Origin of the sequence: Corallococcus praedator (assembly GCF_003612125.1) — a bacterium.
Taxonomy (GTDB): domain Bacteria; phylum Myxococcota; class Myxococcia; order Myxococcales; family Myxococcaceae; genus Corallococcus; species Corallococcus praedator.
In genome coordinates, this window is record NZ_RAWI01000245.1 from 1 (window position 1) to 14,239 (window position 14,239).

The 14,239-nt window shown below is 70.2% G+C and carries 11 protein-coding genes and 1 pseudogene; 5 read left to right on the forward strand and 7 right to left on the reverse strand.

The annotated features are described in order from the left end of the window. Positions 1-340 (reverse strand): annotated as a pseudogene (locus D7Y13_RS26875) (gephyrin-like molybdotransferase Glp); the annotation flags it as partial. Positions 341-536: 196 nt separating this feature from the next. Between D7Y13_RS26875 and D7Y13_RS26880 the strand changes: the two are divergent. The 3 genes from D7Y13_RS26880 (at position 537) to D7Y13_RS26890 (ending at position 5,523) form a co-directional block, all read left to right on the forward strand. Beyond that, positions 537-1,937: a protease inhibitor I42 family protein gene (locus D7Y13_RS26880; protein ID WP_120584315.1), complete on the forward strand. Its 1,401-nt coding sequence runs from the start codon at positions 537-539 to the stop codon at positions 1,935-1,937. Between the two features lie 127 nt (positions 1,938-2,064). Beyond that, positions 2,065-5,283: a ribonuclease R gene (gene rnr / locus D7Y13_RS26885; RefSeq protein ID WP_120584316.1), complete on the forward strand. Its 3,219-nt coding sequence runs from the start codon at positions 2,065-2,067 to the stop codon at positions 5,281-5,283. Positions 5,284-5,304: 21 nt separating this feature from the next. Further along, on the forward strand, positions 5,305-5,523 hold the full coding sequence (locus tag D7Y13_RS26890) for a DUF3185 family protein (protein ID WP_193348558.1): 219 nt from the start codon (positions 5,305-5,307) through the stop codon (positions 5,521-5,523). Between the two features lie 30 nt (positions 5,524-5,553). On the opposite strand, the gene D7Y13_RS26895 is transcribed toward D7Y13_RS26890, so the two are convergent. From D7Y13_RS26895 to D7Y13_RS26910, 4 genes are all read right to left on the reverse strand, one after another. Beyond that, on the reverse strand, positions 5,554-6,390 hold the full coding sequence (locus tag D7Y13_RS26895; RefSeq protein WP_120584317.1) for a tetratricopeptide repeat protein: 837 nt from the start codon (positions 6,388-6,390) through the stop codon (positions 5,554-5,556). Between the two features lie 138 nt (positions 6,391-6,528). Then, positions 6,529-7,464, reverse strand: a complete 936-nt coding sequence (locus D7Y13_RS26900) for a FecCD family ABC transporter permease (protein ID WP_233595674.1) — start codon at positions 7,462-7,464, stop codon at positions 6,529-6,531. Then, complete coding sequence (locus tag D7Y13_RS26905) at positions 7,461-8,255, reverse strand: ABC transporter ATP-binding protein (protein ID WP_120584319.1); 795 nt, start codon at positions 8,253-8,255, stop codon at positions 7,461-7,463. Before D7Y13_RS26905 ends, D7Y13_RS26900 begins: the two co-directional genes overlap by 4 nt. Then, positions 8,252-9,115 carry an ABC transporter substrate-binding protein gene (locus D7Y13_RS26910; RefSeq protein WP_120535386.1) on the reverse strand — a complete coding sequence of 288 codons (864 nt, stop codon included), beginning with the start codon at positions 9,113-9,115 and terminating at the stop codon, positions 8,252-8,254. The genes D7Y13_RS26905 and D7Y13_RS26910 overlap by 4 nt, the downstream gene beginning before the upstream one ends. Positions 9,116-9,228: 113 nt before the next feature. Here D7Y13_RS26910 and D7Y13_RS26915 point away from each other — a divergent pair, with 113 nt between their 5' ends. Beyond that, complete coding sequence (locus tag D7Y13_RS26915) at positions 9,229-10,440, forward strand: polysaccharide deacetylase family protein (protein WP_120584320.1); 1,212 nt, start codon at positions 9,229-9,231, stop codon at positions 10,438-10,440. 56 nt (positions 10,441-10,496) lie between these two features. Here D7Y13_RS26915 and D7Y13_RS26920 read toward each other — a convergent pair whose 3' ends face one another. Beyond that, positions 10,497-11,864: a glycoside hydrolase family 16 protein gene (locus D7Y13_RS26920; protein ID WP_120537977.1), complete on the reverse strand. Its 1,368-nt coding sequence runs from the start codon at positions 11,862-11,864 to the stop codon at positions 10,497-10,499. An 83-nt stretch (positions 11,865-11,947) separates the two neighbouring features. Continuing rightward, complete coding sequence (locus D7Y13_RS26925) at positions 11,948-12,949, reverse strand: aldo/keto reductase (protein ID WP_120584321.1); 1,002 nt, start codon at positions 12,947-12,949, stop codon at positions 11,948-11,950. A gap of 184 nt (positions 12,950-13,133) precedes the next feature. On the opposite strand from D7Y13_RS26925, the gene D7Y13_RS26930 reads away from it, so the two are divergent. Then, positions 13,134-14,180 (forward strand): ABC transporter substrate-binding protein, encoded by a 1,047-nt coding sequence (locus D7Y13_RS26930; RefSeq protein ID WP_120584323.1) that lies wholly within the window; start codon positions 13,134-13,136, stop codon positions 14,178-14,180. Positions 14,181-14,239 lie beyond the last annotated feature (59 nt).

A 14,239-nucleotide genomic window follows, 5' to 3' on the forward strand; every position in this document is an offset into this window, starting at 1 on the left:
GGTGATGCGCGAGCGCACCCGGGGGCAGGGGGGCCCCGGTCATGATCCGCGCGCAGGTGCCGGGGGTGACGTGCCGCGTGGGCAGTTTCCCCGCGAACACCGTCTCCCCGACCGTGAGCCGCACGGGCAGCGGGCTGGAAAGATCCGCTGTGCGCACCGCGTAGCCGTCCATGGCGGAGTTGTCCCAGGGGGGCAGGGTGCGGCGGGCCAGGACGTCCTCGGCCAGGGCCCGGCCCAGGGCGTCATCACCGGGCACCCACTCCGTGGGCAGGGGCGCGCAACGCTCGAGGATCCGCGCGCGGGCCTCCTCCACCGGCAGCAATGCGGGGACGTCACTCATGCGCTGATCTATAACGGCGGCAAGGGTCTTCCAGGGACGTTTTCGCAACCAAAGTCCGAGGGAAAATCAAGTGTTAGTTTGACAGCCCAACTGATCACCGTTACAAGCAACCGTGATCGCGAGGCTCGCGTCCAACAGCAGGGGCGTCCCGCCAACCCGTTGATAGCACACGGGAATTTTCAAGGAGACAGCGTCGATGGCCAAGCCCAAGTCCGGGGCGAAGAAGCCGACTCCCGCTGCAAAAGCCGGTGCGAAGCCTGCCGCGAAGAAGGACAACGCGTCCCGGCTGGATCTGATCCGGAACGCCTCGAAGAAGGTGGCGACGGCCGCGACGAAGGTCGTCAAGGCGGTGGCCGAAGGGGCGAAGGGGAAGGTCGCGGCGGTCAAGAAGGCGGCGGCGGAGAAGCCTGAGAAGGCGCCCGCGGCGGCCAAGGGAAAGGCGGCGGCCAAGGCGGCTGCTCCAACTCCCGCCACCGCCAAGGCCGGCAAGTCCGCGGCCCCTCCTCCCGCGAAGGCCGCGCCCGCCGCGGCCGGGAAGAAGGCGACGGGCAAGGCCGGATCCAAGGCCCAGCCGTCCGTTCCCTCCGGTCCCCCCGTGGAGAAGCCACGTCCGCGCGCGACGAAGCTGCCCCCCGTGGGCGAGCCGCTCACGAAGCGCGAGATGGAGCAGCTGCTGACCGCCGGCGAGGGCCGCGGCGTGATGGGGGAGGGCAGCCTCAAGGGCCGGCTCATCCTCAGCGGCGAGCTGCCCCACCTGGTCGTCGTCGGCCGCGACAAGCGCGAGCTGACGTTCCTGCTCCAGGGACCGGATCAGGAAGTGCTCCCGGCCTACGTGGACCACAAGGTCTCCGTGAGCGGGATGATCCGCAAGACGACCAACCACAGCGGCGTGGTGGAGGTGCGCAAGTACTCCGCCAAGAAGCCGGAAGTGGAGGAGCCCGCGGCGCCGCCGTCGGACTCGGAGCCGAAGCTGCGCTACCTGTCGCCCGGCGAGGTCTCCATGGCCGTCGCCGCCGGCATGGGCGCGGGCATCAAGGGCTTCGCCAGCATCCGGGGCAACCTGGAGATGATGGGTGACGACTTCGTGCTCGTCGTGTCCAACGGGGGCACGCGCCAGCAGGTGTCGTTCGCCATCGAAGGCAAGGCGGCCGTGAAGAGCCTGCGCAAGCACGTGGGGCAGACGCTCCAGGTGACGGGCGTGGTGGACAAGTCCTCCGGCTGGGGCGGTCGCATCACGGCGGAGAACGTGGAGCCGCGTCCGTCCGAGGCGCGTTCGGTGTCGCGAGACGAGATGGAGCTCGTGCACATCGAGGGCGAGGTGCCCACGTCCGTGGACGTGAAGCTCAACCACGGCCTCACGGTGCGCCTGCAGGAGCAGCCCGGCGCGTTCTGGGCCATTGAACCGACGCTGGCCAAGCGCGTGGGCCTGCGCGAGGCCAACTTCGAGCCGGGTCCCAACGGCAGCCCCGCGACCCGCGAATTCTTCTTCACGCCGCGCAACCCCGGCAGCTTCGAGATGGAGTTCTTCCTCGCCAAGGCGTTCACGCCGGGCGTGGTGGAGCGCTCCTTCAAGATCAACGTCACCGTCAGACCCTGAGGGTCTGGGCGCACGGGCCCTCCCTGGACCGAAAGGTCACCTGGGGAGGGCGAATGGGGCCCGGGGGGTTCCCGCCCGCACCCTTCGGGCTTACCCGTTCCCTGAGCGGCCTTGCCGCAACCCTCCCGTGAGCCTTTCCCAAGAACACATCCGACAGCTCCTCGCCGAGGCCGACCACCCGTTGGGCGTGAAGGAACTCCTGCGCCTCGGGGGGCTGCATCCCGGCCAGCAGACCGAACTCAAACGTGCCCTGCGCGAACTGGTCCGCGCGGGCGTCATCCTCAAGGACGGCAAGCGCTTCCGCCTGGAGGGCCCCCAGGGGCCGCGTGCCCCGAAGGATGAGGGCGAATCGCGCCGTCCGTCCCCCGTGGCGCCTCCCACGCGCAAGCGCGGTCCCGCGCCGGGCAGCGGGCGCGACGAGGGCCGGGGTGCCTTCCGCGACACGGCCCCCAGTCCCAGTGGCCCTTCGCGGGGGGCGGCCGACTTCCGGCGCAACCTGCAGCGCGGCGGACGGAACCGGGACGAGCGCTTCGAGGACTCCAGCGAGCCCACGGTGGAGGGCATCCTCCACGTGCACCCGAACGGCTTTGGCTTCGTGCACCCGGTGTCGGGCGAGGGCGAGAACATCTTCCTGCCGCCGGGCGAGGCGCAGCGGGCGCTCGACAATGATCGGGTGCTCGTGGAGGTGGCGGGCCGGCCGGGACGCTTCGAGGGCCGGCTGCTGCGGGTGGTCAACCGCCGGCGCGAGATGGCGGTGGGCACCTACGTGGAGCAGGGCCGCCACTCGCTGGTGACGCCCAACGACACGAGCCTGCCCGGGCCCATCCGTGTCCCCGCGACGCAGATGGCACGCGACGGCGACCTGGTGAAGGTGCGCCTGGGCGTGGGCGCGGATCTCCTGGAGCCGGGGCAGGGCCTGTTCGGAGAGGTCGCGGGTTCGCTGGGCCGTCCGGGCGAGCCGAGCGCGGAGGTGCTGGGTTCGGCCTTCTCCCAGGGCTTCTCCGACGAGTTCCCTCCGGAGGTGATGGACGAGGCGGATGCGTTCGCCGTGCGCGTCACGGAAGCCGAGGCCACGGCGGAGAACCGCCGCGACCTGCGCTCGCTGCCGCTGATCACCATCGACGGTGAGGACGCGCGCGACTTCGACGACGCGGTCTACGCGGAGCCGAGGGCCGATGGCTGGCGCCTGGTGGTGGCCATCGCGGACGTGTCCCACTACGTGAAGGACCGCAGCGCGCTGGACGTGGAGGCGCTCAACCGCGCCACGTCCGTGTACCTGCCGGACCGCGTGCTGCCCATGCTGCCGGAGCGGCTGAGCAACGGCATCTGCTCGCTGCGTCCGGACGAGGACCGGCTGTGCATGGTGGCGGACATGACGTTCGACCGCCAGGGCACGCGCCGCTCGTCGGAGCTGTACCCGGCGGTGATGCGCAGCGTGGCGCGCTGCACGTACAACGAGGTGCAGGACGTCCTGGACGGGACGGACGTGCCGCACCGCAACGCCTTCAAGCCCCAGTTCGAGCAGCTGATGGCGCTGGCGCGCGCGCTGATGGGCATGCGCAAGGCGCGGGGCGCGATCGACTTCGACGTGCCCGAGCACAAGGTGGTGCTGGGGGAAGACGGCCTGCCCGTTCGCATGGAGAAGCGCGAGCGCAAGGACAGCCACCGGCTCATCGAGGAGTGCATGCTCGCCGCCAACGAGGCGGTGGCCACGTACTTCCAGGATGAGGGCCTGCCTTCGGTGTACCGGTTTCACGGCGAGCCGGATCCGGAGAAGCTGGCGGCGTTCGCCACGCTGGCGGAGGCGTACGGCTTCCACCTGGACGTGGATGACGGCGTGTCGTCGAAGGAGCTGGACGCGTTCATCACGCAGCTGCATGGGCACCCGGAACAGCGGGCGCTCAACCAGCTGCTGCTGCGCTCCATGATGCAGGCCATCTACACCGCGACGCGGGTGGGCCATTACGGGCTCGCGGCGGAGAACTACCTGCACTTCACGTCGCCCATCCGGCGGTATCCGGACCTGCTGGTGCACCGCATCCTCAAGTCGGTGTGGGCGCGCAAGGGCAAGCGGCCCTCGGAAGCGCAGCTGGAGCGCGAGGAGGAGCGGCTGGAGGGAATGGCCCAGCAGTGCTCGGAGCGCGAGCGCGCGGCCATGACGGTGGAGCGCGAGGTCGTGTCGTTCTACGCGGCGCTTCTGATGAAGGACCGCGTGGGCGAGGAGTTCGACGCGACGGTGGCGGGCATCGCCGAGTTCGGCTTCTTCGTGGAGCTGGACACGGAGCACGTCGAGGGCCTGGTGAAGGCGGAGACGCTGGGGCCGGGCTCCAAGCTGGACAAGCGCGTGCACTCGCTCGTGTATTCAAACGGGCGGCGCGTGCGCGTGGGCCAGAAGCTGCGCGTGCGGCTGCTGTCCGCGAGCACGGTGTCGCGGAAGATCGACTTCGAGGCGCTCCAGTTCGAAGGGGAGTCGCCGCTGGCGCGGACCGAGGAGGCACGGCCGACGTCGCGCCGCCGCGAGTCCGTGAACGAAGCGCCCCCGTCGCGCTACGGCGGCAAGGCCGGTCGTCCCGGCCGCAACGAGCGCGAGGCCGTCAAGGCGGGCCGCAAGCCCTGGGAGAAGGCCCCTTCGGCGGAAGCGCCCGTGGGTCGCAAGCCCTGGGAGAAGGCCGCCCCGGCGAGCTCACTGCTGGAGCGCAAGCCGTGGGAGCCCCCCGCGCAAGAGGACATCGCCTCCGAGGAGGCTGCGTTCCTGACGGGTTACGAGGACGTCACGAACGTCCCGTCCCCCGAGGAAGTCCTTCCCGAGGAAGCGTCCAAGCCGCGTCCGCGAGGTCGGTTCAGCCGGGAAGGGCGCCGCGAGGAGGCCGCACCGGCCCGCGCGGGTTCGCGCTTCCCGCGCGCCCGGACCGAAGAGGCCGCGCCCGAAGCGCGCGCTGCGAAGGCGGAGCCGGCCACCCCGACGAAGGGCAAGCGCCGCCTTTTCCGCCCCGCGGAACCGGTTCGCCCGATGCCCGAGTCCGAGGAAGCACCGGCCGTGAGCGCGCCGCGCGAGGACTTCACGCCGTCGGAGCCGGCCTTCGAGGCCGACCGCTTCGGTGAGGACGCGCCGGCCGCGTCACCTCACCCGGGCTTCGACCGGATCCGCGCGCTGGCCGCGCAGCGGGGCCTGCTGTCCGAGAAGCCCGCTCCGCGCCGTGCGAGCACCGCGAAGAAGGGCCGCAAGCCGGCCACCGAAGCGCGCGCGAAGCCTGCGAAGAAGTCACCGGCGGGCAAGAAGCCCGGCGGCAAGAAGGGCGCGGGCACGAAGGCGGGGCGCGGCGCTCCCGGCAAGCGCAAGCGCTGAGTTTCCATCCAAGGAGGCTGTGTGGGCGCAGTGCGAATCGTGGGGTTGATGCTCGCCGTGGCGGGCGGGGTGTTGCTGTTCACCGGGCTCAAGGCGAAGGACTCGCTCACCGAGCGCGCCAGTGAGCTGCTCACCGGGCGCAACACCGAGCAGACGACGCTCTATGTCGCGGGCGGTGGCGCGGCGCTCGTGGGCGGTGTGCTGCTGGCCCTCTTCGGAGGAGGGCGGGGCCGACGTTAGGCCCCACCCCGTCCGGTACTTCCGCGCGGGCTACGGCTTGTTGGTGGCCTGCGCGGCCTTGGCGCGCTTGGTGGCCTCGCCGAACTGCCTGGTCATCTCGTTGAACTCGGCCTGGAGCTGATCGATGCGCGTCTGGTGGGCCGCGGAGCTCGCCTTGGCGGCGGCGACGCGCTCGGCCGCGTTCGGATCCACGACGGCCTTCTTGCCCTTCTCCGGCTTGGGCGGCGTGGCGGCCTCGATGGCCTCCTGCTCGGCGGCGTCGCGCATGGCCTTCTCATGCTCCATGTACTTCGCCATCACGACGCGCTTGTTGAGGTACGAGTTGGCGGAGTCCGGGTTGATGGCGATGACCTGGTCATAGACCTTCAGCGCCTTCTCCAGCTCCTCGGGGACCGCCGGGGAGCCCATGCTGCGGGCACCACCGCGCTGCGAGTGCATCTCCGCGATCCAGCCCAGGGAGTCGGTGTCCTTCGGGTTGATCTTCAGCGCTTCCTGGAAGTACTGCACGGCCTTCTCCATCGGGCCGTTCTTCGCGTACATCGCCGCGATGTTGCGGTAGACGGCGGCCCTGTCGTCCGGCGTCTTGGCGAAGTCGAGCATCTTCAGCGCGGCCTGCGCGGCGTCATCCGTCTGACCCAGCTGCAGGTGCGCGTAGGCCTTCTTCTCCCAGACCTTCTCCTGGGTCGGGTCGAGCTTCAGCGACTCCTCGTACGCCTTGGTCGCCTCCGCGTAGTTCTTGTCGGCGAGGAAGTTGGTGCCCTTGACCCGGAACTCCTTGGCCTTCTCCGCCTTCTCGTCGCCACAGCCAAAGCTGCCGCCCAGGGTCAGCACCCCGAGCATCAATCCCACGCGTCCCAGCCGCTTCATGCCCAAAGCCTTTCGTGAAGTTCCAGGGGCACGCCTCTCGGGGCCCCATGTGGCGCGGAATATACCCGAACTCGCCTTGTGAACTGCTCGTCCTGAAGGCTGGGTCTCCCCCCAGGCGGCCCGGTGCTCCGGGAGTCCTCAGGACCGACCGCGCGCCACCAGGTAGACGAGCAGGGGCGTGCCCAGTGCGGCCGTCACCACCCCCACGGGCAATTCACGCCCCGGCAGGATGACGCGGGCCGACGCATCGCACAACGCGAGGAAGGCGGCCCCCACCACCACCGAGCCCGGCAGGAGGACGCGTCGGCTCACACCCAGCGTCCGTCGCACGAGGTGCGGGACGATGAGCTCCACGAAGGCGATGGGGCCACACCAGGCGACGCAGGCGGCGACACCCAAGGCGCCCAGGCCAATGGCCACGGTGCGCACGCGGCGGACGGGGACGCCCTGGGATTCGGCGTGCTCCTCGCCGGCGATGAACACCTCCAGGGCCCGGGTGAGGGCAAGCAGGCCCACGACGGTGACGAGCGCGAACGGCGACAGCATCAGCACGCCCGAATAGCCCACCTGGGGCAGGTGACCCAGGGACCAGCGCGTGGCGGCCATCAATTCGGCGGAGTCGGCGGTGAACTGCAACCCGGTGGCGAGTGCCCCCGCCGCCATGGAGCAGGCGATGCCCGCGAGGACCACATCGTTCATCCGCACGCGGCGGCCCGCGGCGATGGCGGCCACCACGAAGCTGACCCCGAGCGCCCCCACGAAGGCCGCGGCGGTGATGAACGGCAGGCCCCCAGGAGCCAGCCGGGCCCCCAGGACGATGGCCCCCAGCGCGCCCAGGGTCGCTCCGGCCGTGGTGCCGACGGTGCTGGGCGCGGCCAGCGGGTTCGCGAAGAGCGACTGGTACACCGCGCCGACGAGCGACAGCGTGCCGCCCACGAGCATCGCCATCAGCGTGCGGGGCACCCGAAGCTGCCAGTAGATGAAGTCCGCCGAGTCGGCGGAAACCCCCGGGCCGATGAACGGCGCCACCGCGCAGGCGACCATACATACCAACAGGAGGAGCCAGAGCTTCACGGCGTGCCTCCGCCTCGGGGCAGGCCCACGAAGACGCGGTGTCCGTCCACGGAGGTGTTGTGCATCCGCACCCCGAACAGCGCGCCCAGGTGTTCGCCCAGGTCGGGCGCGTCGTAGTCCGCGTTGAACACCATGCGCCCCTGCGCCAGTCCCACCACCCGTGGCGCGCGCGTTCCCGGGAGCCGCACGTGCGTGAGCACGTTGACGTCATGGGTGACGCAGAGGAGGCCGCGTCCCGCATGCCACAACTGGCCCATGCGTGTGTACAGCTCCATCTGCTGCGCGGGGTCCAGGAAGTTGGCGGGCTCGTCCAGCAACACCCACGGCGTCTCCTGCGCGAGCAGTCCCGCCATCGCCACGCGTTGCCGCTCGCCCCCCGACAACTCCGTCACCGGACGCGAGGCGAAGTCCTGCGCCCCCACCTCCGCGAGCGCCCGCTGCGCCGCCGTCTCCGATGCGCGGCGGGATTCGGGGAAGCGGTAGCGCGCCGCGACCACCTGCTCCAACGCGGTGATGGGCTCCGCCGTCTCCAGCCGTTGCGGCAACCACGCCAGCAGCGCCGCACGCTCCCTGGGCGGAAGGCCCGCCACGTCGCGTCCCTCCACGCGCGCATGTCCCGAGTCCGGCCGCAGCAGTCCCAGCGCCACACGCAGGAGCGTGGACTTCCCCGCGCCATTGGGCCCGACGATGGCCACGAACTCACCGGGCGCCACGTGCAGCGACACGCCCTCCAGCAGCGTCCGCCCACGGGCCCGCACCGTCACCGTGTCCAGCGTCAGCCCGGACGTCATCGCGCGGAGGGCAGGGTGCCCAGGGCGGCCCGCAGCCGCTCCACGACATCCAGGATGGCCGGGCCGGTGGACTGCACGTCGGAGCCGACCACCAGCCGCACCCGGTCCTCCCGCGCCGCGCGCAGTCCGGTGAGCTTCTTCCACGGCGCCAGCACCACGGCCTGTTGCCCCGCGTCCATCCTCGGCGTGGTGACCAGCACCAGCACCGCGTCCGGATCCACCGCGATGAGCCCCTCCAGCGACAGGTTGGGCGGCCCGGCGACATCCTCGGCGATGGCGTTGCGTGCGCCCGCCGACTCCAGGGCCGCGCCGTGCAGCGAGCCGCGCTTCATGTACCAGACCTCCGACAGCGTGCCCGCCGCGTCGCCCAGCACCAGCAGCACCCGGGGCGCGTCCTTCGGCGCGGGACGCGACAGCGTGCTCTGGAGCCGCTCCGCCAGCGCCGTGGCCTGGGCCTCGCGGTCGCTCAACCGGCCCAGCTCCTTCACGCTCCCGACCACTTCGGAGAGCGACAGCCAGGGCAGCACCTTCAGCGGCGCGAGCGCGGACAGCGCCTCCGCCGGAGCCTGCTTCACCTGCTGATCCACGAGCAGCGTGGGCTTGAGCCGCGCGATGGCCTCGAAGTTCGGCGCGAACGTGGTGCCCACCCTGGGCAGGGCGGGAGTGCCTTCCGGCAACACCGTGTAGTCCGACACACCCACCACCTGCGGACCCGCGCCCAGCGCGAACAGCGTCTCCGTGACGGACGGCGACAGCGAGACGATGCGCCGCGCCTGCGAAGCCGGAGGCGCCGACTTCTGGCAACCGGCCGCGAGTGCGAGCACGACGACGAGCAGGGAGGGGAGGCGGAAGAGACTCATGGGGCGGGTGGACTTCTAACATGGGGCTCGGCCTGGGGGGCCGGGAAGCAGCGCCTGGGATTCCCGCGCCGCGCGCGTATCCTTGGACACCCTCATCGGGGGATTGCCCAGACATGACCTTCCTGAATCCGTCGTCCCGCGCGCTTTGCGCCGCGGTGTTCCTTTGCGCTTCTTCCGCCCTCGCCGCGTCGCCGTTCGCGGAAGGCATGGTCTCCATCACGTTGGATGACGGCTGGAGCACGCAGTACTCGGCGGCGCGGCCCGCGCTCAAGTCGCGCGGCATTCGTGCCACGTACTACCTGGTCACCGACGCCGTGGCGCAGGGCTGGAGCGGCTACATGAGCCTCGCGCAGGTGCAGACGCTCTACGCGGAGAGCAATGAGATCGCCAGCCACACGCGCACGCACGCGGACCTCACCTCGCTGACGCCCGCGCAGCTCACGTCGGAGCTGCACGACTCGCGCGCGTACCTGGCCACGAATGTCGGCGCGATGTGCGGCAAGGACTTCGCCTCGCCCTATGGCGCGTACAACGCGGCGGTGATGACGTCGCTGAAGGCCGAATACGACAGCCACCGCACCATCAACGCGGGCCGCAACTACCGCGACACGGTCATCTACGAGCTGCGCGCCAACGACGTATCGAGCGCGGTGACGGTGGCGACGGTGAAGGGGTGGATCAACCAGGCCATCGCGGAGAAGAGCTGGCTCATCATCCTCTTCCACGAGTTCACCAGCGGCACGCCCACCCGCGAGACGCAGTACAAGACCACCAACTTCACCACCATCCTCAATTACGTGAAGTCCACCGGCATCCGCACCGTCACCGTGGCGGAGGGTCTGGCGCTGACCGACGGCCTCACCGAAGCCCCGCCCTCCGTGGGCACGGTCATCTACGACGACGCCATGGGCAGCGGCTTCCAGGACTGGAGCTGGGGGACGCACTCGCTGGACGAGGCCGTCACCGTGCACTCGGGCCCCACGTCCCTCAGCTTCGAGCCGGACTACTGGGAGGCGCTGATGTTCCACCACACGGGGCTGGACCTGTCGCTGTACCAGTCCATCGACTTGTGGGTGCACGGCGGCACGACCGGTGGGCAGCAGCTTCGGCTGGCGCTGTATGACAACGCCACGCCGCTGGGCAGCATCAACCTGGTGACGGTGCTGGGCCACCCCATCACGGCAGGGACCTGGGAGAAGGTCTCCATCCCGCTGACCTCGCTGGGCGCGACGTCCGGCACGGTGAATGACTTCTACCTGATGGACGACTCGGGGTCGGATCAGGGCACGGTGTACGTGGACGACTTCGTGCTCGTTCCGTACTGAGGCCTGAAGCACCGCGCGCGCCGGAGAGAGCCTGGCGCGCGCGGCGGAGGATGCGATTACAGGCGGACCAGCTCTACGTCATCCATGTGGATGAAGCTGGAGCCGTTGTTCGTGGGCGTGCTGCTGTGCAGGCCGAACTCCAGGTAGCCGTTGGCCGGCACGGTGACGGCAGGCGTCTCCACCAGCGTGTAGCCCCCGTAGGTGCCCAGGTTGTTGACGGCGGCCGCGCACGAGCCGCAGGTCTTCACCTGGAAGCGCGCGAAGTTGAACGCGCCGCCCTTGCGGACCCACGCGCGCAGCTTGTACGTGCCCGCGGCCAGGCCGGACTTCGTCTGGTACGTCCAGGCCTCGTAGGGCGCGCCCGACGTCCAGTGCGTCAGGTGGTAGCTGCCCGAGTGCCCGCCGTTGTACGTCTCCGAGATGGCGGCGCCCCCGGTGCCGTTCGGACTCCAGGTGGTCCAGCCCGTCAGGCCCTGCTCGAAGCCCGCGTTGGTGAGGCCCAGCGACTGCGAGCCGCCCGGCTGGTACCAGCGCACCCATTCCACTTCCATCGTCTTGCGCGCGCCCCACGGCAGGTCGATGGAGTTCGGGGACGGGTGGCCGTACCAGTTGCCGCCCATCGCGAGGTTGAGGATGAGGTAGTGCGGCTGCTGGAACTCCGTCTCGTTGTGGCCGAAGGTCGCCGTGGACACGAAGTCCTTGTCCAGCCGGAACACGATGCTGTTCGCGTTCCACTCCACTTCGTACGTGTGGAAGTCCTGCGACAGGTCCACGCCGCGGCTCGCGCCCGTGCCCCAGTCCGCCTGCCCGCCGTTGTACCAATGCAGCGCGGACTTCATCCACGTGGGCTCGTTGGAGTGCCACTCCAGGATGTCGATCTCCCCCGCGCCCGGCCAGCCCGCGCTCTGGATGTTGGAGCCCAGCGTCCAGAACGCCGGCCACATGCCGTAGCCCGGCGGAATCTTGATGCTCGCGACGATCTTCCCGTAGCGCCCCTCCACCTTGCCCTTCGTGTGCAGGCGGCCGGAGTAGAACGAACGGAACTGGCCGCCGCAGCGCGAGTCGGTGGGGTTGTCCGCCGTGCGCTCCGCCGTGATGACCAGCTTGCCGTTGCCCACCGTCACGTTCTGCGCGCGCGGGAACTCCAGCTCGCCCGTGCCGAAGTTGCAGTTGTTGGTGACGGGGTCCCAGTTGCTCGTCAGCACCGTCCACGCGCCCGTGTTCAGCGACGTGCCGGTGAAGTCGTCCTGCCAGGACAGGTTCCAGCCCCCGCCCGGGTCATAGGCGCGCTCGCCCTGCTTCGCCTGACCGTAGGCCTCCGCCTCGACAGGCGCCTCCGAAGGGCCCTCCGGCTCGGGCGAACAGCCGGAAACGGTGGCGAGGAATCCCGCTGCGACAAGGCCAGCACGAGTGGCGCGCTTCATGGGTGCTCCAGGTAGGGGGAGCATTCATGATTGCCTGTTTTAACGTGTCTTGCCAGGAAGACATGGACACGGCGGGGCGGGTGTCAGCCGAGCCACTGGGGATTCTGGACGGTGCCGTCGAAGTGGTGGCTCGTCTTGTACTTCTCGTAGGCGCCGTCCCGGGCCGCGTCCTTCGTCTTGGCGAGGAGGGCCTGGACCTCCTTCTCGCTCAAGGGCTTGAAGCCGCGCGCGGCGGAGAGGGCCTGGTCCAGGCGGGCCTGGGAGTCGATGCCGGTGATGACGACGCTGACGGGCAGGGACAGGTTGTAGCGCAGGCACTCCGGCGCGGTGACGGTCTTGCTGTCGAGGATGAACGGGTCGCCCATGCACTTCATCGCGAGCACGCCGATGCCGTCCTTCACGAGCACGGGGAGCACGCGCTTCTCGAAGCTGTTGAAGTGGGCGTCCATCACGTTGAGGGGCAGTTGCACGGTGTCGAAGCGGAAGCCGTGCGCCTTCGCGGTCTCCAGCATCTTCAGGTGGATGTCCGGGGACTTGTGGCCGGTGAAGCCCAGGAAGCGCGCCTTGCCGGCCTTCTGGGCCTCCTTCAGCGCCTCCATCGCGCCGCCCTCGGCGAAGGCCTTGTCGGGGTCGCTCTCGCGGATGACCTCGTGGAGCTGGAGCAGGTCCAGGTGGTCCGTCTGGAGGCGCTGGAGCGATTCGTCGATCTGCTTCGCGGCGGTCTTCTTGTCGCGGCCGTCGATCTTCGTCATCAGGAAGGCCTTGGCGCGGTAGCCGTCGCGCAGCGCCTTGCCCATGCGCTCCTCGCTCTTGCCGTCGTTGTAGTCCCAGCAGTTGTCCAGGAAGTTGATGCCCTGGTCGAGCGCGCCCCGGATGAGGGCGATGCTCTCCGCCTCGTCCTTCTGCTTGCCGATGTGGAAGCCTCCGAGCCCCACGCAAGAGACCTCCTGGCCGGTGCGGCCCAGCTTGCGGCGGGGCACTCCGGGCGACTTCGCCTTCGCAGTCGCCTTCGACGGTGGGGCGCCGAGCACGTTGGGGGCGACCATCAGCGACAGCGTCGCGGCGAGGAATTCCTTCCGGGTCATGGGCGGGTGTCCTTCCGGCCACCGGGTGGCGCGGGTGGCGTCTGGGACGCCGAAGCTGGATCCGCGCGCGACGGCGCACAACGGGCGCTCGGGCCGAGTGTGTGGGAGCTACCGGTCTCCAGCGTCCGGAGGTGGAGATGCGTGGATGTGAATGGACGGCGTGTGCCGCATAATCGACACCCGCATGCGCATCCCCCTCACGCTCCGGGGCTTCGGCTTCGCCCTCGCGATGGTCCTCCTGTGCGCGTGCCGCATCGAATCCGCCGCGCCGTCGGGCGGGGCCGCCGTGTCGCAGGCCGCGACGCCCTCCGGCGAGGTGTGGGTCTACACGTCGATGTACCGGCACGTGCTGGATGCGCTGGAGCCGCTGTTGAAGGAGCGGCTGCCCGGCGTGCAGGTGCACTGGTATCAGGCTGGCAGCGAGAAGGTGGCGAGCCGCCTGGAAGCGGAGCGGGCCGCGGGCGCGGTGCGCGCGGACGTGCTGATGACGTCGGATCCGTTCCTCTACGAACGTCTGGCGCGGGATGGCGCGTTCCTCCGCTACGCCTCCGTGAACGCGCTGCGCATTCCCCGGTCGCTGATGGACCTGGATGCCCGGTACGCGGCGGTGCGCTTGTCCACGATGGTGCTGGTGCACCGGACGGGGGCGGGCGCGGCGCCGAAGTCGTTCGAGGCGCTGGTGGATGGGAGCTGGCAGGGCAAGGCCGCCGTCGGGGATCCGCTCACGTCGGGCACGGCGTTCACCTGGGCGGTGTTCATGCACGCGCGGCGTGGTGATGCGTACTTCGCGGGCCTGCGGGAGAAGGGTGCGGTGGTGGCGGGGGGCAACGCGGCGGTGCTCCAGAAGGTGGAGAGCGGCGAGGTGGACGCGGGCGTGCTGCTCCTGGAGAACGCGCTGGCGGCGAAGGCGAAGGGCAGCCCCATCGAGATCGTCTGGCCCGCGGATGGCGCGGTCGTCATCCCCGGGCCGGTGGGCCTGTTCGCGACGACGCGCAACGCGGTGGCGGCGAAGGCGCTGGTGGACGTGCTGCTGTCGCCGGAAGGGCAGCGCATCATCGTGGAGAAGGGAGACATGCACGCGGTGGATCCCCGGCTGGGCGGTCCTCGTGGCGAGCCCGGCGTGGAGGGCTTGCTGGGCCGTGCGCAGGCGTGGTCCCCGGCGGTGCTGGAGCAGGGCCTGCTGCGCGGGGGTGACATCAAGGAAGCCTTCAGCCGGGCGTTCGCGCGATGACGGGACGTGGCGGGGGACGGTGGCTGGCGCTGGGCGCGTGGCTGGTGCCGCTGCTGCTC

What these genes read in the sequence shown, in the direction of transcription:
- D7Y13_RS26880 (WP_120584315.1), top strand. Translation starts at nt 537, where the DNA reads ATGGCCAAGCCCAAGTCCGGGGCGAAGAAGCCGACTCCCGCTGCAAAA.
- D7Y13_RS26895 (WP_120584317.1), bottom strand. Translation starts at nt 6,390, where the DNA reads ATGAAGCGGCTGGGACGCGTGGGATTGATGCTCGGGGTGCTGACCCTG.
- D7Y13_RS26905 (WP_120584319.1), bottom strand. Translation starts at nt 8,255, where the DNA reads ATGACGTCCGGGCTGACGCTGGACACGGTGACGGTGCGGGCCCGTGGG.
- D7Y13_RS26910 (WP_120535386.1), bottom strand. Translation starts at nt 9,115, where the DNA reads ATGAGTCTCTTCCGCCTCCCCTCCCTGCTCGTCGTCGTGCTCGCACTC.
- D7Y13_RS26915 (WP_120584320.1), top strand. Translation starts at nt 9,229, where the DNA reads ATGACCTTCCTGAATCCGTCGTCCCGCGCGCTTTGCGCCGCGGTGTTC.
- D7Y13_RS26920 (WP_120537977.1), bottom strand. Translation starts at nt 11,864, where the DNA reads ATGAAGCGCGCCACTCGTGCTGGCCTTGTCGCAGCGGGATTCCTCGCC.
- D7Y13_RS26925 (WP_120584321.1), bottom strand. Translation starts at nt 12,949, where the DNA reads ATGACCCGGAAGGAATTCCTCGCCGCGACGCTGTCGCTGATGGTCGCC.
- D7Y13_RS26930 (WP_120584323.1), top strand. Translation starts at nt 13,134, where the DNA reads ATGCGCATCCCCCTCACGCTCCGGGGCTTCGGCTTCGCCCTCGCGATG.